Annotated in this window: 27 protein-coding genes and 1 tRNA gene; 23 read left to right on the top strand and 5 right to left on the bottom strand. The window is 46.3% G+C overall.

Translation table 11 applies throughout. The features are described from left to right. The first annotated feature begins 2 nt into the window (after positions 1–2). The gene (locus tag RIN81_RS13910; protein WP_309091139.1) at positions 3–350 is read left to right on the top strand and encodes a phage holin family protein; all 348 of its coding nucleotides are present in this window, start codon (positions 3–5) and stop codon (positions 348–350) included. A gap of 34 nt (positions 351–384) precedes the next feature. Here RIN81_RS13910 and RIN81_RS13905 read toward each other — a convergent pair whose 3' ends face one another. Continuing rightward, on the bottom strand, positions 385–915 hold the full coding sequence (locus RIN81_RS13905; RefSeq protein ID WP_309091137.1) for an N-acetylmuramoyl-L-alanine amidase: 531 nt from the start codon (positions 913–915) through the stop codon (positions 385–387). 123 nt (positions 916–1,038) lie between these two features. Here RIN81_RS13905 and hprK point away from each other — a divergent pair, with 123 nt between their 5' ends. The 5 genes from hprK to RIN81_RS13880 are packed head-to-tail and all read left to right on the top strand — an operon-like array spanning position 1,039 to position 4,901. Beyond that, the gene (hprK, locus tag RIN81_RS13900; RefSeq protein WP_309091135.1) at positions 1,039–1,977 is read left to right on the top strand and encodes an HPr(Ser) kinase/phosphatase; all 939 of its coding nucleotides are present in this window, start codon (positions 1,039–1,041) and stop codon (positions 1,975–1,977) included. A gap of 14 nt (positions 1,978–1,991) precedes the next feature. After that, on the top strand, positions 1,992–2,819 hold the full coding sequence (gene lgt, locus RIN81_RS13895) for a prolipoprotein diacylglyceryl transferase (RefSeq protein WP_375164555.1): 828 nt from the start codon (positions 1,992–1,994) through the stop codon (positions 2,817–2,819). A gap of 35 nt (positions 2,820–2,854) precedes the next feature. Next, the gene (locus RIN81_RS13890) at positions 2,855–3,757 is read left to right on the top strand and encodes a nucleoside recognition domain-containing protein (protein WP_309091219.1); all 903 of its coding nucleotides are present in this window, start codon (positions 2,855–2,857) and stop codon (positions 3,755–3,757) included. After that, positions 3,754–4,410, top strand: coding sequence for a pyrophosphatase PpaX (gene ppaX / locus RIN81_RS13885; protein WP_309091133.1), 657 nt, complete (start codon positions 3,754–3,756; stop codon positions 4,408–4,410). The genes RIN81_RS13890 and ppaX overlap by 4 nt, the downstream gene beginning before the upstream one ends. Further along, a complete protein-coding gene (locus RIN81_RS13880; protein WP_309091129.1) occupies positions 4,407–4,901 on the top strand; it encodes an acyltransferase in 495 nt (164 codons plus the stop codon). Before ppaX ends, RIN81_RS13880 begins: the two co-directional genes overlap by 4 nt. 52 nt (positions 4,902–4,953) lie before the next feature. Here RIN81_RS13880 and RIN81_RS13875 read toward each other — a convergent pair whose 3' ends face one another. The 3 genes from RIN81_RS13875 to RIN81_RS13865 all read right to left on the bottom strand — a co-directional run bounded on the left by RIN81_RS13875 (position 4,954) and on the right by RIN81_RS13865 (position 6,325). Further along, the gene (locus RIN81_RS13875) at positions 4,954–5,457 is read right to left on the bottom strand and encodes a right-handed parallel beta-helix repeat-containing protein (protein WP_309091127.1); all 504 of its coding nucleotides are present in this window, start codon (positions 5,455–5,457) and stop codon (positions 4,954–4,956) included. After that, a complete protein-coding gene (locus tag RIN81_RS13870; RefSeq protein WP_309091125.1) occupies positions 5,415–5,942 on the bottom strand; it encodes a right-handed parallel beta-helix repeat-containing protein in 528 nt (175 codons plus the stop codon). Before RIN81_RS13870 ends, RIN81_RS13875 begins: the two co-directional genes overlap by 43 nt. A gap of 128 nt (positions 5,943–6,070) precedes the next feature. Further along, the gene (locus RIN81_RS13865) at positions 6,071–6,325 is read right to left on the bottom strand and encodes a hypothetical protein (RefSeq protein WP_309091124.1); all 255 of its coding nucleotides are present in this window, start codon (positions 6,323–6,325) and stop codon (positions 6,071–6,073) included. Positions 6,326–6,781: 456 nt separating this feature from the next. Between RIN81_RS13865 and RIN81_RS13860 the strand changes: the two genes are divergently transcribed. The 16 genes from RIN81_RS13860 to RIN81_RS13785 all read left to right on the top strand — a co-directional run bounded on the left by RIN81_RS13860 (position 6,782) and on the right by RIN81_RS13785 (position 21,157). Then, a complete protein-coding gene (locus RIN81_RS13860) occupies positions 6,782–7,696 on the top strand; it encodes a DUF4003 family protein (protein ID WP_309091122.1) in 915 nt (304 codons plus the stop codon). 294 nt (positions 7,697–7,990) lie between these two features. Continuing rightward, entirely contained in the window at positions 7,991–9,172 is a 1,182-nt protein-coding gene (locus RIN81_RS13855; RefSeq protein ID WP_309091120.1) for an ATP phosphoribosyltransferase regulatory subunit, read from the top strand. Next, on the top strand, positions 9,172–9,810 hold the full coding sequence (gene hisG / locus RIN81_RS13850) for an ATP phosphoribosyltransferase (protein WP_309091118.1): 639 nt from the start codon (positions 9,172–9,174) through the stop codon (positions 9,808–9,810). Before RIN81_RS13855 ends, hisG begins: the two co-directional genes overlap by 1 nt. Before the next feature lie 4 nt (positions 9,811–9,814). Further along, positions 9,815–11,080: a histidinol dehydrogenase gene (gene hisD / locus RIN81_RS13845; RefSeq protein WP_309091217.1), complete on the top strand. Its 1,266-nt coding sequence runs from the start codon at positions 9,815–9,817 to the stop codon at positions 11,078–11,080. 13 nt (positions 11,081–11,093) lie between these two features. Then, the gene (hisB, locus tag RIN81_RS13840) at positions 11,094–11,687 is read left to right on the top strand and encodes an imidazoleglycerol-phosphate dehydratase HisB (protein ID WP_242231850.1); all 594 of its coding nucleotides are present in this window, start codon (positions 11,094–11,096) and stop codon (positions 11,685–11,687) included. Next, positions 11,688–12,326, top strand: coding sequence for an imidazole glycerol phosphate synthase subunit HisH (hisH, locus tag RIN81_RS13835; RefSeq protein ID WP_309091116.1), 639 nt, complete (start codon positions 11,688–11,690; stop codon positions 12,324–12,326). Beyond that, complete coding sequence (gene hisA / locus RIN81_RS13830) at positions 12,323–13,054, top strand: 1-(5-phosphoribosyl)-5-[(5-phosphoribosylamino)methylideneamino]imidazole-4-carboxamide isomerase (RefSeq protein WP_309091114.1); 732 nt, start codon at positions 12,323–12,325, stop codon at positions 13,052–13,054. The genes hisH and hisA overlap by 4 nt, the downstream gene beginning before the upstream one ends. Continuing rightward, complete coding sequence (gene hisF, locus RIN81_RS13825) at positions 13,051–13,809, top strand: imidazole glycerol phosphate synthase subunit HisF (protein WP_242231847.1); 759 nt, start codon at positions 13,051–13,053, stop codon at positions 13,807–13,809. Before hisA ends, hisF begins: the two co-directional genes overlap by 4 nt. Next, on the top strand, positions 13,806–14,435 hold the full coding sequence (gene hisIE, locus RIN81_RS13820; RefSeq protein WP_309091111.1) for a bifunctional phosphoribosyl-AMP cyclohydrolase/phosphoribosyl-ATP diphosphatase HisIE: 630 nt from the start codon (positions 13,806–13,808) through the stop codon (positions 14,433–14,435). Before hisF ends, hisIE begins: the two co-directional genes overlap by 4 nt. Before the next feature lie 100 nt (positions 14,436–14,535). Then, entirely contained in the window at positions 14,536–16,047 is a 1,512-nt protein-coding gene (locus tag RIN81_RS13815; RefSeq protein ID WP_309091109.1) for a tetratricopeptide repeat protein, read from the top strand. Between the two features lie 100 nt (positions 16,048–16,147). After that, positions 16,148–17,101, top strand: a complete 954-nt coding sequence (trxB, locus tag RIN81_RS13810) for a thioredoxin-disulfide reductase (protein ID WP_309091108.1) — start codon at positions 16,148–16,150, stop codon at positions 17,099–17,101. 479 nt (positions 17,102–17,580) lie between these two features. Then, positions 17,581–18,039 carry an NUDIX hydrolase gene (locus RIN81_RS13805; protein WP_309091106.1) on the top strand — a complete coding sequence of 153 codons (459 nt, stop codon included), beginning with the start codon at positions 17,581–17,583 and terminating at the stop codon, positions 18,037–18,039. Between the two features lie 20 nt (positions 18,040–18,059). Next, complete coding sequence (gene rapZ / locus RIN81_RS13800) at positions 18,060–18,941, top strand: RNase adapter RapZ (protein WP_242231842.1); 882 nt, start codon at positions 18,060–18,062, stop codon at positions 18,939–18,941. Next, positions 18,938–19,897, top strand: a complete 960-nt coding sequence (locus RIN81_RS13795) for a gluconeogenesis factor YvcK family protein (RefSeq protein WP_309091103.1) — start codon at positions 18,938–18,940, stop codon at positions 19,895–19,897. The genes rapZ and RIN81_RS13795 overlap by 4 nt, the downstream gene beginning before the upstream one ends. Positions 19,898–19,924: 27 nt before the next feature. After that, positions 19,925–20,878 carry a DNA-binding protein WhiA gene (whiA, locus tag RIN81_RS13790; protein ID WP_251270020.1) on the top strand — a complete coding sequence of 318 codons (954 nt, stop codon included), beginning with the start codon at positions 19,925–19,927 and terminating at the stop codon, positions 20,876–20,878. A 15-nt stretch (positions 20,879–20,893) separates the two neighbouring features. Beyond that, positions 20,894–21,157: an HPr family phosphocarrier protein gene (locus RIN81_RS13785; protein WP_309091100.1), complete on the top strand. Its 264-nt coding sequence runs from the start codon at positions 20,894–20,896 to the stop codon at positions 21,155–21,157. 187 nt (positions 21,158–21,344) lie between these two features. On the opposite strand, the gene RIN81_RS13780 is transcribed toward RIN81_RS13785, so the two are convergent. Beyond that, positions 21,345–21,416, bottom strand: a tRNA-Arg gene (locus RIN81_RS13780). Between the two features lie 202 nt (positions 21,417–21,618). On the opposite strand from RIN81_RS13780, the gene clpP reads away from it, so the two are divergent. Further along, the gene (gene clpP / locus RIN81_RS13775) at positions 21,619–22,245 is read left to right on the top strand and encodes an ATP-dependent Clp endopeptidase proteolytic subunit ClpP (protein WP_309091215.1); all 627 of its coding nucleotides are present in this window, start codon (positions 21,619–21,621) and stop codon (positions 22,243–22,245) included. Positions 22,246–22,268 lie beyond the last annotated feature (23 nt).

Genomic DNA, 22,268 nt, shown 5'->3' with positions numbered 1-22,268 from the left:
GAATGGGCTGGATAGCAGGTGTGCTTATTAATGCCATTTTGCTTGTTGCATTGGCAGGCTATTTTCCAGGGCTGCATGTGGATAGTTTCCTCTATGCAGTTATTGCCAGCCTGGTATTATCCGTTTTAAATCTTATTGTCCGGCCCGTGCTTGTGATCTTAACACTGCCGATCACGATGATTTCACTTGGTTTATTTTTATTTGTCATTAACGCTATTACGCTTCTGATGACAGACAGCATTATGGGCTACGCATTTGAAATTGAAAGTTTCGGGCTCGCGCTTGTGATCGCCATCATTATGGCTTTGGTCAATATGGTTTTGCAATCGACCATTTTAAGAAGAAAATAAAAAAGCAGGAAGCAGTCGCTTCCTGCTTTTTTGACTACATACAGGTCAGCCGAATCGCTGACGCAATCGCTCTTGCGCACGTTTTCCGGTAATCCGTCCTTTGCAGCAGGGACGCTTCCGTTTTGTTGGTCATAAATCCGGCTTCAATTAAAATAGCGGGCATTGTGGTTTTTCGCAGTACATAAAAATCAGCCGTCTTTACTCCGCGGTCACGCCGCCCTGTTGCCAAAACAAGCTCCCGCTGTACGGTTTGTGCTACAGCTATGGACTGGGGAGGCCGGGACGTATGAACGTAGGTTTCAATGCCATTTGGTTCTGTCCAGCCCGTGCCAAAAGCGTTTGCGTGAATCGATACATATAAATCAGCACCAGCCTGGTTTGCCCGCTGCACCCGTTCTCTGAGGGAAAGATCGATCTGATCATCATGAACCAACAACGTGTCCGCTGGCAGCTCATCACGGAGAAACAAGGCGGTTGCCCTATTAAACTCGAATTCTTTCATTCCGTCAGGCGATCTTTTGCCTTGGGTTGTAGGGCCATGCCCTGCATCAATGGCTATTTTCATATGAATCACTCCTTTCGTTCTTTATGTACAGGAGAACAGGGAAAATCGATACCGAAACGTCTGTTTTAATCAGAAACATGGTACAATGAAGGCAATTCGTTTGGGTAAAGAGGAGGGAATACGATGCCAAAAGTGCGTGCAGTTGATCTTTTGGAGAAATTCGATTTAGAGCTTGTTAGTGGTGAAGAAGGACTTCATCGCCCTATTAAATTAAGTGACTTATCACGTCCGGGTCTTGAGATAGCAGGATTTTTTGATTATTATCCGGCAGAACGTGTACAGCTGATTGGTATGACCGAGCTGTCTTTTTTTCAGCGGCTTAACCCTGAAGAAAAAAAAGACCGAATGGATAAGCTGTGTGACTATGAAACACCTGCTATTATCGTTTCGCGCAATTTAAGTGTACCTGTTGAACTCATTGAAGCATCGGAGGCTTATTCAGTACCAGTTATGCGTTCAAAAATGACCACGACTAAATTTGCAAGCCAGCTGACCAATTACCTGGAGTCCATGCTCGCACCAACAACAGCTATTCATGGCGTTCTTGTTGATATTTATGGAATCGGCGTATTGATTACTGGACAAAGCGGCGTCGGGAAAAGTGAGACAGCGCTTGAGCTTGTAAAGCGCGGCCATCGACTTGTGGCAGATGACTGTGTAGAGATCCGCCAGGAAGACATCGGGCGTCTGGTGGGCAATTCACCAGAATTGATTGAGCATTTGCTGGAAATTCGCGGGCTGGGCATTATTAACGTCATGACACTTTTCGGGGCAGGAGCCGTTCGTTCACATAAAATTATTACATTGAATGTAAACCTTGAGCTGTGGGACCCGGACAAACAATATGATCGTCTTGGCATTGAAGAAGATAAACTCCCTATTTTGGATTCGGAGATTACAAAGATTACCCTGCCGGTCCGCCCTGGGCGAAACCTGGCTGTTATCATTGAAGTGGCAGCCATGAACTTCCGCTTAAAACGGATGGGTGTGAACGCAGCCCAGGAATTCACAGATAAACTGGCTGGTGCCATTAATGATGCTGGAATCGATGATAAGCAGTAAGGAGTGAAAACATTTTGGAGTATCCGTTAAATCCAATTGCCTTGGAACTGGGCAATTTTCAAGTACACTGGTATGGCATTATTATCGGAATCGGTATCGCCCTCGGTTTTTATTTAGCTTCAAAAGAAGCAAACAGGCTTGGCCTGCCCGAGGACACGTTTTCTGATTTGCTGATTTGGGCCATTCCAATCGCGCTTATTTCAGCACGCGCTTACTATGTTCTGTTTGAATGGTCTTACTATTCACAGCATCCCGAAGCCATTATTCAAATTTGGAACGGCGGTATCGCCATTCACGGGGCGTTGATTGGATCGGTTATTACCGCGATTGTATTTACAAGAAAGCGCCGCCTTTCTTTTTGGAAACTGGCGGATATTGCGGCTCCTTCTATTATTTTAGGGCAGGCGATCGGCCGCTGGGGAAACTTTATGAATCAGGAAGCACACGGTGGAGAAGTCACACGCTCATTTTTAGAGAATCTTCATTTGCCAGAATTTATTGTCAACCAGATGTATATTGGCGGTGCTTATTACCATCCTACCTTCTTATACGAATCTGTTTGGAATATCCTCGGATTTGTGCTTTTGCTTGTCTTGCGCAAAGTAAACCCGAAACGCGGCGAGCTGTTTCTATCTTATGTAATTTGGTATTCGGTCGGCCGCTTCTTTATTGAAGGAATGCGTACAGACAGTTTAATGCTGCCGGGTGATTTTTTACGGATTGCCCAAGTGCTGTCCTTGTCCTTGATCGTGATCGCAGCAGCTCTTCTTGTGTATCGCCGCGTAAGATATAAGCTGCCGCGTTATGCAGATCAAACAAATGAAGGGAAGATGGCATCGTGAGACAAACAGTTGTCAAAGGGCTGCAGACAGGCTGTATGACAACGTGGAAGCTGGGAAAAGTGATTTTTCCGATTACACTCATTGTCACCATTTTGCAATTTACGCCTGTGCTGCCATGGATCATCCATTTAATCAGCCCTTTAATGGGGATTTTTGGTTTATCTGGAGATGCAGCGATTCCGCTCGTGATTGGGAATGCGCTCAATTTGTATGCGGGGATTGGCGCGATTTTATCGCTGGAATTGACTGTGAAAGAAGTGTTTATTCTTGCGATGATGTTGTCATTCTCCCATAATTTATTTATCGAATCGACCGTTGCTGTTAAAGTTGGTGTGAAAATGTGGATCATCCTAGCGGTTCGTATCGGGCTTGCGATAACAGCCGGTATCGTCATCAATCTCGTCTGGCAGGGCGGCGGAGAGATTGCTCAATACGGCATGGTTCCTGAGGCGGCTGTTCAGCCGGACACATGGGGAGCTATTGTGCTGCTGGGCCTGCAAAAAGCCGTTTTTGGCGTTTTGCAGCTGGCTGCGATTGTCATTCCGCTTATGGTCATCATTCAAATTGCCAAAGATTTAAAATGGCTTGATGCATTTTCTAAAGCTGTGGCTCCTGTCACACGGTTTCTTGGCATGCGTGAAAACACATCAATGACGCTGGCATCCGGCCTGCTTATCGGTCTGGCAATGGGGTCAGCAGTCATGATACAGGCGGTTGAAGAAGATGGGGTCAGTAAGCGAGATGTAACGCTGGCTTTTATTTTTCTCGTCGCCTGCCACGCGGTGATTGAAGATACACTTATATTTATTCCACTCGGTATTCCAGTTTGGCCGCTTTTCCTTATTCGTGTAACCACAGCTGTTGTGTTAACGATTGCTGTCGCACGTCTTTGGAAGCAGCCGGGACGGGCAACAAGAAAGGAAGCTGTTCATATATGAAAAATATTACAACACTGCTGTTTGATTTAGATGGAACGTTAATCAATACAAATGAACTGATTGTGCAATCATTTCTTCATACGTTAAATCATTATTTTCCAAACCAATACGAGCGCGAAGATGTATACCCGTTCATGGGACCGCCGCTTATTGATACGTTTGAAGCGCTGGATAAGGAACGGACGATGGAAATGGTCAATCACTACCGCGCATTTAACCATGAAAAACATGATGCACTCGTAACAGAGTTTGAAGGTGTGTACGAAACGATTCGCACACTGCATGAAAACGGGTATAAAATGGCGATTGTTTCAACGAAGATTCACGAAACGGTCCTTAAAGGCTTGAAGCTGACAAATCTTGATCCGTTTTTTGATGTGGTCATCGGGCTTGATGATGTTGAACATGCGAAGCCGCATCCAGAGCCTGTCCAAAAAGCATTGGCTGCTCTTGGTTCGAAGCCGGAGGAAGCTATTATGGTCGGCGATAACTATCACGATATTGAAGGCGGGAAGAACGCGGGTGTTCAAACGGCAGGTGTAGCCTGGTCACTGAAAGGGCGCGATTTCCTTAATACGTATGACCCGGATTACATGCTGGAATCAATGGCAGATTTGCTTGATATTCTGCAGGTAGGAGCCAGCCAGAAATGAGACGGACGAAACGGTATACGTTAAAAGGCGGTGCAAACCCGCTTTTTCACATTTATCAAACCGTTTCGTTCTGGAAAATATTCAAAAACACAGCCGTTATTGAAGTGAGTCGTTTTGTTCCGTTCGTTCGCGTGAAAAATGCACTGTACCGGCGTCTGCTCGGTATGAAAATTGGAGCAGGAACCGCTTTTGCTTATAAGGTGGTACCGGATATTATGTTTCCGGAACAGATTATGGTAGGACGTAACACAATTATCGGCTATAACACCACCATTTTGGCACATGAATATTTAACCGATGAATACCGTATTGGTCCCGTTGTGATCGGTGATAACGTCATGATTGGAGCCAACTGCACCATTTTGCCCGGTATTGAAATTGGTGATGGTGCGATTGTGTCCGCCATGACACTGGTGAATAAGGATGTACCGCCGGGCGCATTCGCGGGCGGGAACCCAATGATTATTAAACCTGCTTCAGCAAAGGGCTGAAGCAGGTTTTTTATTATGGATGTAAAAAAGCATTGCGCTGCCCGCACAATGCTTAAAAAAATCGATACATGAGGATCGCCCTTTTTAAAGATGCTGGAAGAGACTTTTCCGCAGGCGCTTCTTTCAAGCGGCTGAGAGAATCAGATGGATCTATTTTTTCCTCGATTTCTTTCTTTTCCGGAGAAGACGAATCAGCAGCCGGACCGGGCTCTTTAGCCGGGGGTATGAATGAAACAGAGCTTCCATTGTTGGAAACAACAGAAGAATATGAATGATGGATGATCACTGCGTCATGAGTGTCGGACACATGATTGTTTTTGATAACAAGGCCGTTACCGTCATTTGTTTCAATAGCGGTATGTCCGTTATCGGTTATAGTATTATGGATTATTTCGTTCCCGCTTACGTGACCCAGCGCATAAACACCCCGCTCGGCGTTTTGAGAGATATCGTTAGCGCTGATCACATTACTTTCTCCATCGCGAATGAATACCCCGCTGCTCAAATACGGTTTTAAGAGATGTCTGCCGTTGCGGATGATTTCGTTTCCATACAATGTATGGCCGTGGGCACTGTTAAAAAAACGCCTCCTTCTTTATTGGATCGGATGATGCTGTATTCTGCCCGGCTGTGATGGGAGAAAGTGAATATCAATCCGTAGCCTGCATTGTTTTGGATCCGGTTGTGCCGAATCACCACGTTCTCAAGCGTAAATGTGTAAGGTTTATCGCGTTCAAGAGCAATTCCGGCCGAAGAAGGAGTACCCTCTGTATGTTTAAACGTGCTGTTTGTTATTTTAATGTTGGTGCCTCCGATAATGGATAAGCCCTGCCGGCGGTTATAGTCTGCTGTTACTCGATCAAGCTTTACTTTGTATGGTACTTTCTTGACCGCATTCAGGTTATTTTCAATTGTAAAGCCATCACCCGAAAAGTTTTTAGCCGTTACGCCCGTTCGCGTAAGCAGAAGACGTGTTTCCTGTAATATGAATACCATGTCCCCATTCGTCACCATCCCCTGTGTGAGCAGTTCGGTCGCCAACGAGTGTACCTCCCGTTATTTTTGCGGTTTTTGAACATCAGAAACGCTGATTAAGCAATAGGACGGAAGATAGGCAGCTCTCAGCTTCAATACTGTATCGGCATTCATTCGCAGCTGCACATTGCTTTTCATGACAATGCCATTGCCAGAAGAGTGAACGGCAATATCAAACGTCCCGGCTGGAATATCGACAGTTCTGCCAGTTTCAGAAATAATATCGATGGCTTTTTGGATAGCCGCGTATCGAGCTGGTTATCATCGGCCTGTGCACCATATTGAATGACATTGACGGTGGTGGCTTCCGCCTGATCAGCCATGAAAGGTAAAGCGAGGATGGACAGAACTAAAAAACTGGCCATTCCCGCTTTTTTTATGTACTTCATTTTTTATATACGTCCGAATGACAAAGGGCTGCTTTTTTAACAAAAGCTGCTTTCTTTCTAGAAAAGTTCCTTCTCTTCATGCATGAGTACAAGCAGCTTCACATAGTTTCACACAGAATAAAGCAAAAAGCCGGTCCGTATTCCTTTGGTCGGTCTGAATGACGCTTTTATCCAATTATTTTACTGCTGCAAAAACAATTTGGCTGTTCATTCTGTAACAGTTAAAAAGAAAACTGGTCCAGCAGACTTGCTTCATCAGCATGATAGCACGAATTTGGGCACCAAAAGCCCTGTTTTCAAAAAGCAGAGGTTAGTCTTATAAAATAGCCAGCTGTTTCTAATTGACCGATGCGGGCAGGACAGAGCCGCTTTTGGCAGGAACGCGGGGGCGGAAAAACGGTTTCTTGAAACGATTTTAGCAGCAAATCGTATAAAAAGAAAAGGAGAGTGGCAGGCATGGACATAAAGCTATTGGAAGAAAACACAGCGATTTTACGAAAAAAAGAAGGTAGATGGATCGACAAACGGCTTGTGCTCCTAACCGCTGCCCAATTTGCCGCCAGACAGCAGCCAATTAACATGGAAGCGTTCAAGTCACTTTCAGCCAATATAAAAAAATCAGGATCAATGTTTTCTCCCCTTCGAACAATCCATTTTCCAATGGCTGGACTCTTGATGCTTCAAGCCGGCAGTGAAGAGGAGCGGATCGCCGAGCTGCACAGAAAGTATCACATTCTTCGTTCAGCTGGTTTCCGTTCTTCTCCGTACACGTATATTGCCGCTTTTTTAATAGGGCCGTCTGTTCAGCCTGAACGAATAAAAGAAATGTACCATACAATGAAAAAACATCACGTTTTACTTACATCAAACGAAGATTATCCAGCAGCTGCGATGATGGCCAGCCGGCCGGAAGGCATTCAAGAACTCGCAGGTGCCTCGGAGCAGTATTATCATTTTTTTCATAAACATGGCTTTTGGAGAGGGAATGATCTTCAATTCCTGGCCAATATGCTTGTAGTGAATGGATTGTTTCGAGAAAGTACGGCTAATGCCGTTTTACAGATGAAACGAAAGCTTGAGCAAAACGGTATCAAAGTAAAAAGCATGCATTATCCAGCACTTGGCATAATGGCGCTGTCCGGAAGAGCAGAAACATGTGTGCCGGCTGTGCATGAATTAAAAAATTCTTCTGCATTAAAATGGAATAAAGATATGGCCGTCATACTGGCCGCCGTGTTTGTTTCCCAGGAGATGATTCAATCGTCTGCCGGATTAACGGCGGCTGTTCAAGCGATGATTCAATCCCAGCAGGCGGTCATCGCCGCTTCCACAGCTGGTGCAGTAGCAGCTTCTTCTATATCAGGTGAATAAACGGGGCAGCCCCCGGTTTATTTGTGTTCAAAAAGGGCAGGTTTAAAATGATGTGGTTCCCTCTCTTCCTGGCTTTCGGTGTAATCCGTCATAGTGGTATAACCATTGATAAACCAGCTCAGCTATGTGGCAAAAAGCGACATAAACCCGGGCTGTCTTATCCTTTCCATTATCCAACGTCTGCTCTTCACTTTTTGGGCTTGACGTAAATTGTCAGAACCGTTAAACTACTACTAACATATCTTTAGTACATTAGCGAACTAAAGTAAAAATATCTATGATCGGGTGATAAAGATGTCGAAGCTGTTAATGTTTGAAAAGCCAGTTGGAATGCGGGATACGCTGCCGCACATTTATGAAACGAAACGAAAAGTAAAAGAGGCGGCTGAGGGTGCCATGAGAAGCTGGGGCTACCGTTTTATTGAGACGCCAGCACTTGAATATTATGAGACAGTCGGAGACGCATCAGCCATTTTGGACCGCCAGCTGTTTAAGCTGCTTGACCAGCAGGGCAATACACTTGTGCTTCGTCCCGACATGACGGCGCCGATTGCGCGTGTGGCAGCATCGAAATTATTAAAAGAGCGTGTGCCGCTGCGCCTTGCTTATTCCGCAAGCGTATACCGCGCCCAGCAGCGTGAAGGGGGACGAGCTGCAGAATTTGAGCAAATTGGAGTAGAAATGATCGGCGATGAAACGATGAGTGCCGATGCGGAAGTGATTGCGCTGCTTGTATCTGTTATGAAGGAGACAGGTCTTGAGAAGTTTCAATTGTCTCTTGGGCACATTCGGTTTACGGACGAGCTATTCCGCCAAATTCTTGGTACGGAAGAGCGGGCTGAACAACTGCGGCGCTTCCTATATGAGAAAAACTATGTTGGCTACCGCGAGCATGTCAAAAACCTCCCGCTTTCATCTATCGATAAGCAGCGTTTGCTGCAATTCTTGAACTTGTCAGGCGGTATGGACTGTCTTGACGAAGCGGCAAAGCTGATCGAGGGAAGTGCAGGTGCCGAAGCGCTTGATGAACTCAGAATGGTGTTTGGCCGCCTGCGGGAATATGGCGTAGATGAGTATGTAACGTTTGATTTGCCGCTTGTCAGCCACATGAGCTATTACACAGGTCTTGTATTTGAAGTGTATGCGGACGGAGTGGGAGCACCCATCGGGAATGGCGGACGATATGACGATTTGCTCGGTAAATTTGGTCATCCAGCCGGTGCGACAGGTTTTGGCCTGCGGGTTGACTTTTTGCTTGAAGCCATTGGCCAGCTTGAAGACGAAGCAGGGATTCACTGTGTGCTGTTCAGTAACGACCGGCGTGTAGAAGCGATTGAGGAAGCACAAAAACGCCGTGCGGCAGGAGAATGCGTGCTGCTTCAGGACGTGGCTGGGGTAAAAGATGTAGATTCATTCACAGATTCATGCAAAAGTGTAACGTTTTTTGTCGGAAAATCATCAGGGGGGAACGTGTAATGTCCATGCTAACAATTGCGATGCCAAAAGGGCGGATCTTCGAAGAAGCGGCGGCGCTGATGCAGGAAGCAAGCTATAAGCTTCCGCCGGACTTGGATGAATCACGCAAGCTCATCATTGAAGTGCCTGAAGAAAATATGCGCTTTTTCCTGGCAAAGCCGATGGATGTAGCGACCTACGTTGAACACGGGGTAGCGGACGTCGGTATTGCCGGAAAAGACGTGCTGCTTGAAGAAGAGCGGGATGTATACGAATTGCTTGATTTGAAAATCAGTCCATGCTACCTGGCGGTGGCAGGACTTCCAGATACAACACTCAATGAAGTAGCGCCAAAAATTGCGACAAAATATCCAACCGTAGCTTCTGCCTACTTCCGTGAAAAAGGTGAGCAGGTAGAAATTATTAAGCTGAACGGTTCGATCGAACTGGCCCCTTTAATCGGGTTGTCTGACCGAATTGTTGATATTGTATCAACTGGACGGACGCTGCGGGAAAACGGGCTTGTTGAATACGAAACGATTGTTGGCATTACATCCCGTTTAATTGTAAATCCAGTCAGCTACCGAATGAAAAACGAAGAGATCTCGAACCTTGTTAACCGCTTGACGGATACAATTGAAGAAAAGGCGGTGCGGTAACATGATCCAGATCAAACAGGTAACACCGGGGCTTTCAATCAAACGGTCGGTGGATGCGGGAACAGAAGAACAGCAGCTCATCGTGCGTGATATTATTCAAGACGTTCGCGAAAACGGCGACCGAGCGCTGTTTGCCTATACAGAAAAGTTTGACGGAGCGAAGCTGTACAGCTTAAAGGTCACGCAGGATGAAATTAACGACGCCTATGCTGAGCTGGATGATGAGATCATTAAAATTATCCGTGAAGCAGCAGAGAATATCGCGGCTTTTCATGCAAAGCAAAAAAGAGAAACGTGGCTGTATACAAATGAAGACGGTTCGATTTTAGGGCAGAAAATGACGCCGCTTGACTCAGCGGGCGTATACGTACCAGGCGGCACAGCTGCTTATCCATCGTCTGTTCTGATGAATGTGATGCCGGCTAAAACAGCCGGCGTGGAGCGGATTGTAATGGTATCGCCGCCGTCGGCAGACGGCCGTCTGCCGGCAGGTGTTCTAGTAGCAGCAGATATTGCTGGTGTAAAGGATATCTTTAAAGTCGGCGGCGCCCAGGCAGTAGCCGCTCTGGCATATGGAACGGAATCGATCCAGGCCGTTGATAAAATTACCGGACCGGGCAATATTTTTGTCGCGCTTGCGAAGCGGGAAGTGTTCGGTGATGTTGATATCGATATGATTGCCGGGCCAAGTGAAATTGCCGTACTCGCAGATGACACAGCTTCCGCTAAAGAAGTGGCGGCGGATATGCTGTCGCAAGCCGAACATGATACGCGTGCATCGGCTGTTTTAGTCACGACGTCAGAGGCGCTTGCCAAAGAAGTGGCAGACCAAATCGAGCAGCAGCTTGCGGCATTGCCGCGGCAGGACATTGCACGGCCTTCTATTGAAGAGCATGGAGCGATTTACCTTGCTTCAACATTGGAAGAAGCGGTTGAAACGATTAATGCGATCGCGCCGGAGCACTTGGAAATCATGACAGAAAATGCGCTGGAGCTGACGAAAGACATTAAGCATGCTGGAGCCATCTTTGTAGGCCGGTACTCATCTGAGCCGGTTGGCGACTACTTTGCCGGTCCGAACCATGTCCTTCCGACAAATGGCACAGCTCGCTTTTCAAGTCCGCTTAATGTAGACGACTTTATGAAAAAATCAAGCATCATTATGTACAGCAAGAAAGCATTCGACAAACACGGAGCCAAAATTGCCGCGTTTGCGCGACTGGAAGGATTAGAAGCACATGCCCGCGCCATTGAAGCGCGCAGCCAATAAAGGAGAGAGAGCAATGGGGAATCGAAGTGCAGAGCTTCAACGTTATACAGGTGAAACGAAAATTGATCTGGCATTCCAAATAGATGGAGAAGGAAAATCAAATATTCAAACAGGCGTGCCATTTATGGATCACATGCTGGATCTGTTTACACGCCACGGCCATTTTGATTTAACGGTTAAAGCAGATGGCGATGTGGAAGTAGATGACCACCATACAACGGAAGATATCGGTATCGTGCTCGGCATGGCGCTGAAGGAAGCGCTGGGCGATAAAAAAGGCATTAAGCGGTATGGAAACTTTTTCGTACCGATGGATGATACCCTCGCACAAGTCGTGGTGGATTTAAGCAACCGTCCTCATTTTGAAATCCGGGGCGCTGACTTTCCATCGCAAAAAGTCGGCACCTTTGATACAGAGCTTGTACACGAATTTTTATGGAAATTCGCGCTTGAGGCTCGTATGAACCTGCATGTGATTATTCACTACGGAACAAACACACACCATATGATTGAAGCGGTATTTAAAGCAATGGCCCGTGCGATCGATGAAGCAGTCACGATTGATCCGCGCGTAAAAGGTGTGCCGTCAACGAAGGGAATGTTATAAATGATCGGAATTATCGATTATGGCATGGGCAATTTGTTCAGCGTATCGAAAGCACTTGAGCGAATTGGCATCCCATATGTGATTAGTGAATCACCAGAAGAGCTAAACAATACAAAAGGCGTTATTTTGCCTGGCGTTGGTGCGTACAAAGATGCCATGGCTCGTCTTCGTGAAACGAACCTTGATCAGTTTATTCATCAGTACGTGGACAGCGGCCGTCCGCTTCTTGGCATTTGTCTTGGTATGCAGCTTTTATTTGAAGAAAGCGAAGAAAATGGGCAGTTTGAAGGACTCGGACTGCTCAAGGGACGGATTGTCCATATTCCTGACCGCGATGCGAACGGCGAGCGCTTGAAAGTGCCGCATATGGGCTGGAACAAGCTTCATTTTCACCAGGATGCACCGGTGCTTGAAGGCATAGAAGATGGTTATGTATACTTTGTTCATTCGTATTATGCGGACGGAGTAGATGAAAACGCACTTCTGGCAAGTGCGGATTATGGCGTGCGGGTACCGGCTGTTGTCGGGCAGAAGAACGTGTCAGGCATGCAGTTTCACCCGGAAAAAAGCAGCAAAACCGGTATGCAGCTGCTGACGAACTTTGCAAAAGCGATGGAACGATCGGAGGACATGCTATGAGTTTTACTATTTACCCGGCTATTGATATGCGCGGCGGCAAATGCGTCCGCCTTGTGCAGGGGGACTATAACCAGGAAACGGTTTACGGGGACTCACCATTTGATATGGCGAAGTCCTTTGTAGAGCAGGGAGCCGAATGGATTCATATGGTTGATCTTGATGGAGCGAAAGACGGCCAGCGTGTAAATGATACATTTGTGATTGAAGCAGCCCAAAAGCTGAATGCGAAGGTGCAAATCGGCGGCGGCATCCGAACGGAAGAAGATGTAAAGCATTATCTGGACAATGGTGTAGATCGGGTGATCATCGGCAGCCTGGCTGTAAAGGAGCCGGAGCTTGTCAAACAGTGGCTTCGTACATATGGAGAAAAAATCGCGATCGGCCTCGATGCGAAAAATGGCTTTGTGGCTACGCACGGCTGGCTTGAGACGTCATCTGTAAAAGCGGTGGACCTTGCTAAAGAATTTGCTGAAGCAGGTGCCGAAACGTTTATTTTTACGGATATCGCTAACGACGGCATGCTGTCTGGACCAAACGTGGAAGCAACAGCGGAGCTTGCACGGGAAACAGGAAAAAGCGTCATTGCTTCCGGCGGCGTTTCATCACTGGGCGATTTGCGTGCACTTGCAAAATGGAAAGAAGACGGACTCTCTGGCGCAATCTGCGGAAAATCGATTTATACAGGCCGTTTCACCGTAAAAGAAGCGCTGGAGGTGGCGGCCGAATGATGACAAAACGTATCATCCCCTGCCTGGATGTAAAAGAAGGGCGCGTCGTAAAGGGGATTCAATTTGTAGAGCTGCGTGACGCAGGAGACCCGGTGGAATTGGCGCGTGTTTATGATGAGCAGGGAGCGGACGAGCTTGTGTTTTTAGATATATCTGCATCGGTAGAAGGGCGTAAAACGATGGTGGATGTGGTGCAGGCTGTTGCGTCAGAGCTTGCGATTCCCTTTACGGTTGGCGGCGGCATTAACGCGCTTGAAGACATGAAACGCATTTTACGTGCAGGCGCAGATAAAGTATCATTAAATACAGCGGCTGTAAACAATCCGGATTTGATCAATGAAGGAGCCGCGTTTTTCGGCTCCCAATGTATCGTGATTGCCATTGATGCAAAATATGATGAATCAATTGGAACGTGGCGCGTGTATACACATGGCGGGCGTACGCCAACTGAGCGGACCGTCATTGACTGGGCAAAAGAAGCGGTCGAGCGCGGTGCCGGGGAAATTTTGCTGACAAGCATGGACGAAGACGGGAGCAAGCAAGGCTTTGATATTGCCCTGACAAAAGCAGTTGGTGATGCAGTCTCGGTTCCAGTGATTGCGTCAGGCGGTGCTGGGGGCGCAGAGCACTTTTTGGATGTGTTTACAGAAGCGAAGGCTGATGCAGCGCTTGCCGCTTCTATTTTTCACTATAAAGAAACCGGCGTTGGAGAGGTCAAACAATTTTTGCGAAATGCAGAGGTGAACGTCAGATGATTGACGAAGTGAAGTTTGATGAAAAAGGACTCGTGCCTGCCATTGTACAGGATGCGACGACGTATGAAGTATTAACACTTGCTTATATGAATGAGGAATCTCTAAAAAAAACGATGGAAACAGGTGAAACATGGTTTTACAGCCGTTCCCGCCAGGAGCTTTGGCATAAAGGAGCTACAAGCGGCCATACACAAAAAGTCGTTTCCATGCAGTTTGACTGCGATAAAGATGCGATCGTTGTAAAAGTGGAGCCGGCTGGTCCTGCCTGCCACCACGGCACAACAAGCTGCTTCGATGAACCCTTTTACGGGGAAGACAATGTGTCACTTCCATATTCAATTCTGCAGCAGCTGGAGCAGGTTATTGCAGACCGTGAGCAAAACCGTCCGGAAGGTGCTTATACAACGTATTTGTTTGAAAAAGGCGTCGATAAGATTTTGAAAAAAGTCGGCGAAGAAGCGGCAGAAGTTATTATTGCCGCGAAAAATCGCGACAAGGAAGAGCTTCAGTGGGAAGCGGCCGATCTGTTGTACCATCTGCTTGTTCTGCTGCGTGAGCAGGATTTAGCTTTGGACGATGTGCTATCCGTTCTAGCGCGCCGCCACGAAGGGAAAGACAAAGAATAAAAAAAGCCGGCCTTTTTTAGGCCGGCTTTTCATCTGTTTTTCTGCTGGTACGTATGCTATACTACATAAGTTAATCATACAGAACGTACGGAGGATTTTCATGGGAAATGACTCAATGCGCCGGAAACAGAAAGAGAATGTTGTCTCATTTTTTCCGACAGGAGAGTTTTATTATATAAAAGGCATGAAGGCGCTTGAAAAAAGAGAGCTGCCGAAAGCAAAAAAATACCTTTCGCGTGCCATGGATCTTGAGCCGCTGGAACCTATTATTGCTTGTCAGCTCGCCATTGTGGAAACGGAGCTTGGGCATTATGAGCAATCAAACGGCCTGCTTCATTTTGTACTGGATGACTTGGATCCACATATGACGGAGTGCCATTATTTCCTTGCAAACAATTATGCACACCTCGGTTCGTTTAAAGAAGCTTTTCGCCATGCACAAATGTATTTAGATTTAGCTGAGCACGGGGAATACCGAGAAGATGCGGAAGACCTGCTCGATTTGATTACGCTCGATCATGAAGAAGAGTTCGAGGATTTATCCGAACAGGATGAGATGATTGAAATGCAGGAAAAATCACGATTCCTGCTTGAAAGCGGGCATTTTGCCAAAGCGGCGGAACACTTAGAAGAAACAGTTAAGAAGTACCCGGATTTCTGGGCAGCATACAATAATCTTGCACTGGCCTATTTTTATCTTGGACAATCAGAAAAAGCATACGGGGTGCTTGAGGATGTACTTGAGCGCAATCGGGGCAACTTACATGCCATCTGTAATAAAATCGTGTTTTACTTTTATGAAAAAAAGCAGGAACAACTGAACGATTTAGCAGACCAGCTGGCGAAAATTCAGCCGCTTATCCCAGATCAGCAATTTAAAATCGGTGCTACCTTTGCCCTGATTGGACGATATAAAGAGGCTTACCGCTGGCTAAAAAAACTCCAGAAAAGCGGGTTTGAGGGAGATGCCGGGTTTTACTACTGGCTTTCCTATGCAGCTCACCACACAGACCATCCGCAAACCGCACGCTCGGCCTGGAAAAAAGTATTGCAGGATAATCCGGAAAAAGAGGGACTTGAGCCGTGGGGAGCTGGAAGAGCAGAAAGTGAAATAGAACGTGATCCGGAAGCGATTATCGGCTATTTAAATGGGAAACGGGATGAAGAGCGATTGTTCGGCATTTTCCTGCTTTCGTTAGCGGCCGATCATAAAGAAATCATGACGCATCCGAAGTTTTGTGACATTGAAACGCTGCAGCCATACGAAAAAATTTATTTGGCGGACATCCTTGGCATGCCGATCGATCATACGCTTTTAAGTGAAATGAATACGCGTCTTGCCCATGAAACGGCTCTTATTTTATACCGTCATTTCCGGCCGCTTGGCTCACAGGAAGCAGGATTGTTTTTAATGTGGTTCTCTATTTTCCTGGAACTGCAATATCAAAAAGCAAATATGACGAAGCCAGCCGGTCTTGCCGCTGCGGTAGAATACGTATGGCGCAAACTGCGCAATGAACCGTTTAGTCAGTCGGAAGCAGGGGGAAAATATAGCGTGTCTGTTTCAACGGTACAAAAGTACGCTAAATTTATTCGTGAACACCTGCTTTGAGCAGAATAATAGACGGAATAAAGGAATTTCAGTACGATGAAAGTAACATCTTACTTATACGCTTGAGGGTATTTATTTTGATTATAAAGGAGAATCAACTATGACAGCTGAAGAAAAGATTTATGATGTCATTATTATCGGTGCCGGTCCTGCAGGGATGACGGCAGCTGTGTATACATCTCGGGCTAACCTTTCTACGCTCATGATCGAGCGCGGTGTACCGGGCGGGCAAATGGCCAATACGGAAGAAGTAGAAAACTACCCAGGCTATGACCATATTCTAGGGCCTGAGCTTTCAACAAAAATGTTTGATCACGCGAAAAAATTCGGTGCTGAATACGCATATGGCGATATCAAATCCATTACAGACGGAAAGGAATATAAAACCGTTAATGCAGGTTCAAAGCAGTATAAAGCACGTGCAATCATTATTACAACAGGTGCACAATACAAAAAAATCGGCGTGCCGGGTGAAAATGAACTGGGCGGACGCGGTGTGTCATATTGTGCAGTATGTGACGGCGCGTTCTTTAAAGAAAAAGAACTTGTTGTTGTGGGCGGCGGAGACTCTGCCGTTGAAGAAGGAGTTTATTTAACACGCTTTGCGAAAAAAGTAACGATTGTTCACCGCCGCGATGAACTGCGCGCACAAAAGATTTTGCAGGATCGCGCTTTTGCGAATGAAAAAGTGGACTTTGTCTGGAGCCACACAGTAAAAGAAATTAACGAAAAAGATGGGAAAGTCGGCAGCGTAACGCTTGTTTCAACTAAAACGGGTGAAGAGCGCCCATTCCTGGCAGATGGTGTATTTATTTACATCGGTATGGTGCCGCTGACAAAGCCATTTGAAAGCCTGGGCATTACAAATGATGAAGGCTACATTGTAACGAATGAGAAAATGGAAACAAAAATTCCCGGCATTTACGCAGCCGGTGACGTACGCGAAAAAATGCTTCGCCAAATCGTTACAGCTACGGGAGATGGAAGTATTGCTGCCCAAGCAGCCCAGCATTTCGTAGAAGAATTAAAAGAAGAACTCGGTGTAAAAGCGTAACCTTTTCTTTACGTTCTCGTCATCGTTTTGAAATATAAGGGTGGTATAGTAAAGATGTAATCAAACTGCCCCCTGCAGCTTTTTTACAAGCGCCTGGTACTCAGTACCAGGCGCTTTTTTTAGGCCTGCAGGATGTAGGTCACGAAGGCGTTGCGACAGGACGTCGCGCTTTTAGCCTTAGCTCTTTAGTTTACAGGAAGTGGGTCACAAAAGCGTTGCCGCAGGGGCGGTTTTAACTTTTGATCCATTGTGTGAAAAACTTCTAACCATGCCCAGCTCCGGGCGCCAACGGCTCGAGGTCATAAGTCAGAGCGGCTATGCGGCAAAAGGCGCCATCGACCCACTCCGCCTTATGCTTGTCGCGGCTGGGCAGGCGCCCTGCGCTTTTCTTATAAAAAACACCCGGCAGCGTTGCACTTATTCGGCTGTCACCGTATAATGAAGGAAATATCTGTTGGCAGTTTGACGGGGGTGTTATTGTGCAGCGTGTCACAAATTGTGTACTGATGAGAGATGGGCAGGTTTTATTAATGCAAAAGCCCCGCCGCAATTGGTGGGTGGCGCCAGGAGGCAAAATGGAGCCTGGTGAATCCGTACGGGATGCAGTGATTCGAGAGTATCGGGAGGAAACAGGTTTATATCTGCGCAACCCGAATGTAAAAGGAATTTTCACATTTATTATTAAAGATGGCGAAAAAGTGATGGATGAATGGATGATGTTCACTTTTTTTGCAGACCAGGCCGATGGCAGTCCGCTGACTCACACGCGGGAAGGCGATTTGCACTGGAAGCCGGTTGAAGAATTAAAAGAACTGCCAATGGCAGAAGGAGACCGCCATCTGCTTGAATATATGGTGCATGGGACCGGCCTGCTTTATGGAGCCTTTACATATACACCTGATTTTGAGTTGATCTCGTATCGACTGGACCCAAGCTGATGGAAGAGAGGGGACTAACAATGGCGAATGATGTACAGCTTGTAATTATTACAGGAATGTCTGGAGCTGGTAAAACGGTGGCCGTTCAAAGCTTTGAGGATCTTGGCTTTTATTGTATGGACAATTTGCCGCCAACACTCCTGCAGCCGTTTTTAACGCTGATGAAAGATTCGGGGCAAAAGCTAAAAAAAGTAGCCATCGTTATGGACATGCGCGGGCGCGAGTTTTTTGACCATCTGCAGACCGCTCTTGACGAAGCGGCAGAAACATTAAACACAGCACCGAGGGTGTTATTTTTAGATGCAGAAGATGAAGTATTGGTGCGCCGGTATAAAGAAACACGCCGTACGCATCCTCTGTCGCGTGATGATCGCCCGCTTGACGGCATTCATCAGGAGCGTGAGCTGTTAAACGACCTGCGTGGCCGTGCAAATATGATTTTAAATACATCCCAAATGAAGCCGAAGGATTTGCGTGAAAATATTATGAGGGAGTTTTCACCAAATAAACAGGCGTCTTTTACGGTAAATGTTATGTCATTCGGCTTTAAGCATGGCCTTCCGATTGACGCGGATCTTGTTTTTGATGTTCGTTTTTTGCCGAATCCGCACTATATTGAGCACATGCGTCCACGCACAGGACTTGAAACAGACGTGGCTGAATATGTGATGAAATGGAATGACACACAGAAGTTTTTAGAAAAAGTGACCGATTTGCTGACATTCATGCTGCCGCATTATAAAATGGAAGGCAAATCACAGCTGGTAATTGCCATTGGCTGTACGGGCGGACAGCACCGGTCTGTCGCTTTAGCAGAGTATTTGGCTAATTACTTTGCAGACGGGTATCAAACGCGCGTGACACACCGTGATATTGACAAGAGAAAGGCCGCAAAAGCATGACGTCCCGTCAGCCGAAAGTTGTCATAATCGGCGGGGGGACCGGTCTTTCAGTCCTGCTTCGGGGGCTTAAGCGCCATCCGATTGACCTTACTGCTATTGTCACTGTAGCAGATGACGGGGGCAGTTCTGGGAGGCTCCGGTCCGAACTAAACATTCCGCCGCCTGGTGATATTCGCAATGTGCTGGCGGCGCTTTCCGATGTAGAGCCGCTCGTAGAGTCTTTGTTTCAGCATCGGTTTACAACGAACAATGAATTGTCAGGGCACGCCCTTGGCAATTTAATGATTGCCGCACTTTCTTCGATTACAGGTGATTTCGGGCATGCGATTCAGGAAATGAGCCGGGTGCTCAATGTTCGGGGAAAAGTGCTTCCGGCTGCCAATCAAAGCGTCGTGCTTCATGCGGAGATGGAAGACGGGACGATTGTGTCCGGTGAATCTAAAATTCCCTATTCCGGCAAAAAAATCCGACGGGTGTTTTTAACACCGGAGCACATTGAGCCGCTTCCAGAGACGATCCGTTCTATTCGGGAAGCAGATATGATTATTCTCGGCCCAGGCAGTTTATATACAAGTATTCTGCCGAATTTGCTTGTGCCTGGTATAGGGGAAGAAGTTTGTGCTTCAAAGGCAAAAAAAGTGTATATCTGCAATTTAATGACACAGGCAGGGGAAACCCTTGATTTTACAGCATCAGATCATGTCCAAGCGATCTATGATCACTTGAACTGCTCGGTGATGGACACGATTTTAGTCAATAAGGAACCCGTTCCGGCAGACATACAGGAACTGTACAAAGAAGAAATGGCGAAACCGGTCGTGTATGACGTGGAAAGGCTGCGGGTGCTCGGGCTGGATGCCATTTTTGATGACATTCTGACATTCGAGAACTCTATAATCCGCCATGATACAGCCAAAGTCGCTGAAATACTTGTGCGCCTCATCCCAAAACGGTAAGCGGGTTCAAGAGAGGAGTGGATGATGGTGTCTTTTGCATCAGAAACAAAAAAAGAGTTAACGACGATTGAAACGAGCGGATGCTGCGCGAAAGCAGAGTTATCTGCCCTGATCCGAATGAATGGCTCCCTATCGTTTTCAAACCGGCAGCTTGTTGTGAACATTCAAACGGAAAATGCGGCCATTGCCCGGCGCATTTATGTATTAATTAAAAGAAATTACGACGCGGCAGTTGAACTGCTGGTCCGCAAAAAAATGCGGTTAAAGAAAAACAATGTCTATATTGTGCGGTTAAAGGAAAATGCACAGGTTATATTGGACGACTTGGGCATTATCGAAGACGGCTTTTCCTTTATTCATCACATTGCTTCACGGATAACGGAAAAAAATTGCTGCCAGCGTGCGTATCTGCGCGGCGCTTTTTTAGCAGGGGGCTCGGTCAACAATCCGGAAACCTCGTCTTACCATCTGGAGATTTTTTCTTTATATCAGGAGCATAATGAAGCGTTATGCACTTTAATGAATGAATTTAGCTTGAATGCGAAAACACTCGAACGAAAAAAAGGATTTATTACGTATTTAAAAGAAGCAGAAAAAATTTCTGATTTCTTTAGTATTGTAGGAGCGCACAGCGCGCTCATGCGGTTTGAGGACGTGCGGATTGTCCGAGACATGAGAAACTCCGTCAACCGTCTTGTAAACTGTGAAACAGCGAATTTGAACAAAACGATCGGGGCGGCTTTGCGCCAGGTCGAAAATATAAAGTTTATTGATCAAACGGTCGGTCTCGGTATTTTGCCAGACCGGCTGCGTGAAATTGCAGAGCTGCGGGTTCTTCATCAAGATGTAACATTAAAAGAGCTTGGAGAAATGGTATCAGGCGCAGCAATCAGCAAATCAGGCATTAACCACCGTCTGCGCAAAATTGACGAAATAGCAGATAAGATCCGGGCCGGTGAAATGGCGGCAGCCGAAAAATAAAAAGGATGTGGCAACATGGCAGAAAAAACAGTACATGTACAATTAAAATCCGGTTTACAGGCAAGACCGGCTGCTCTTTTTGTACAGGAAGCAGCTCGCTTTCATTCAGAAATTTTTCTTGAGAAAGACGGAAGAAAATATAATGCGAAAAGCATTATGGGGATCATGAGCATTGCTTTGAACACCGGAGAAGAAGTGACAATCAGCGCAGAAGGCCGCGACAGCGAGGAAGCAGTCGAAAAAATGGTCTCACTCATCGAACGGGAAGAATGGATATAAAAAAGCGCCCTGCCAATTCGGCAGGGCGCTTTTTTTGCACAATAGACAGAAGCTGCATTATAGAAGGGTGATTGATATGCCAAAAAAGCGGATGATAGGTCAGGCTGCTCAAATCTTAACCCTGTCATAGATGAAGAAGAAAAATAAAAAACCAGCAGCTTAAAGAATAAGCCGCTGGTTTTTGGGACGTCCTCGGCAGGAATCGAACCTGCATTTCAAGCTTCGGAGGCTTGCGTGCTATCCGTTGCACCACGAGGACATGTGATTTACAGTACAATTTAAGATTATAGAGTAAGCTTTGAATAAATGCAATAGAAATTCGAAAAAATATTTGCAGAAAGAAAAACAGTTTCGTTTAGCAGGATTTTGAAAGGGAAAAGAAGAAAACGTACATAAACAAAAGCATAATGTTTGACCTTCACTGACCTTGGATTGTATGATGGTTAAACAATAAAGCTATTATCCAAAGGAGGAACCACAGTATGAATTTAATTCCTACAGTTATTGAACAAACAAACCGCGGTGAACGCGCGTATGACATTTATTCCCGTTTGTTGAAAGACCGCATTATTATGCTTGGAAGCGGCATTGATGATAATGTGGCAAACTCAATCGTAGCTCAGCTTTTGTTCCTGGAAGCGGAAAACCCAGAAAAAGATATTTCTATCTACATCAACAGCCCGGGCGGCAGTATCACAGCTGGTATGGCGATCTACGATACGATGCAGTTTATTAAACCGAATGTACAGACGATCTGTATCGGTATGGCTGCTTCCATGGGGGCTTTCCTTCTTGCTGCAGGTACACCAGGCAAGCGCTACGCTCTTCCGAACAGTGAAGTCATGATTCACCAGCCGCTTGGCGGAGCGCAGGGCCAGGCAACAGAAATCGAAATCGCAGCGAAACGCATTCTATTCCTTCGTGAGAAATTAAACGGCATCCTGTCAGAGCGCACTGGCCAGCCGCTTGAAGTCATTGCACGTGATACAGACCGCGATAACTTTATGACGGCGGATCGTGCGAAAGAATATGGCCTTGTAGACCATATCGTTACACGTAATGAAGTTACAAACAAAGAAGAAAAATAAGGAATTTCAAAAGACCTGTTGCA

The sequence above is a fragment of the Domibacillus sp. genome (assembly GCF_031181085.1).
GTDB lineage: Bacteria > Bacillota > Bacilli > Bacillales > Domibacillaceae > Domibacillus.
Note: the sequence above shows the minus strand (reverse complement) of the source record. Positions and strands in the feature narration are given on the sequence as shown.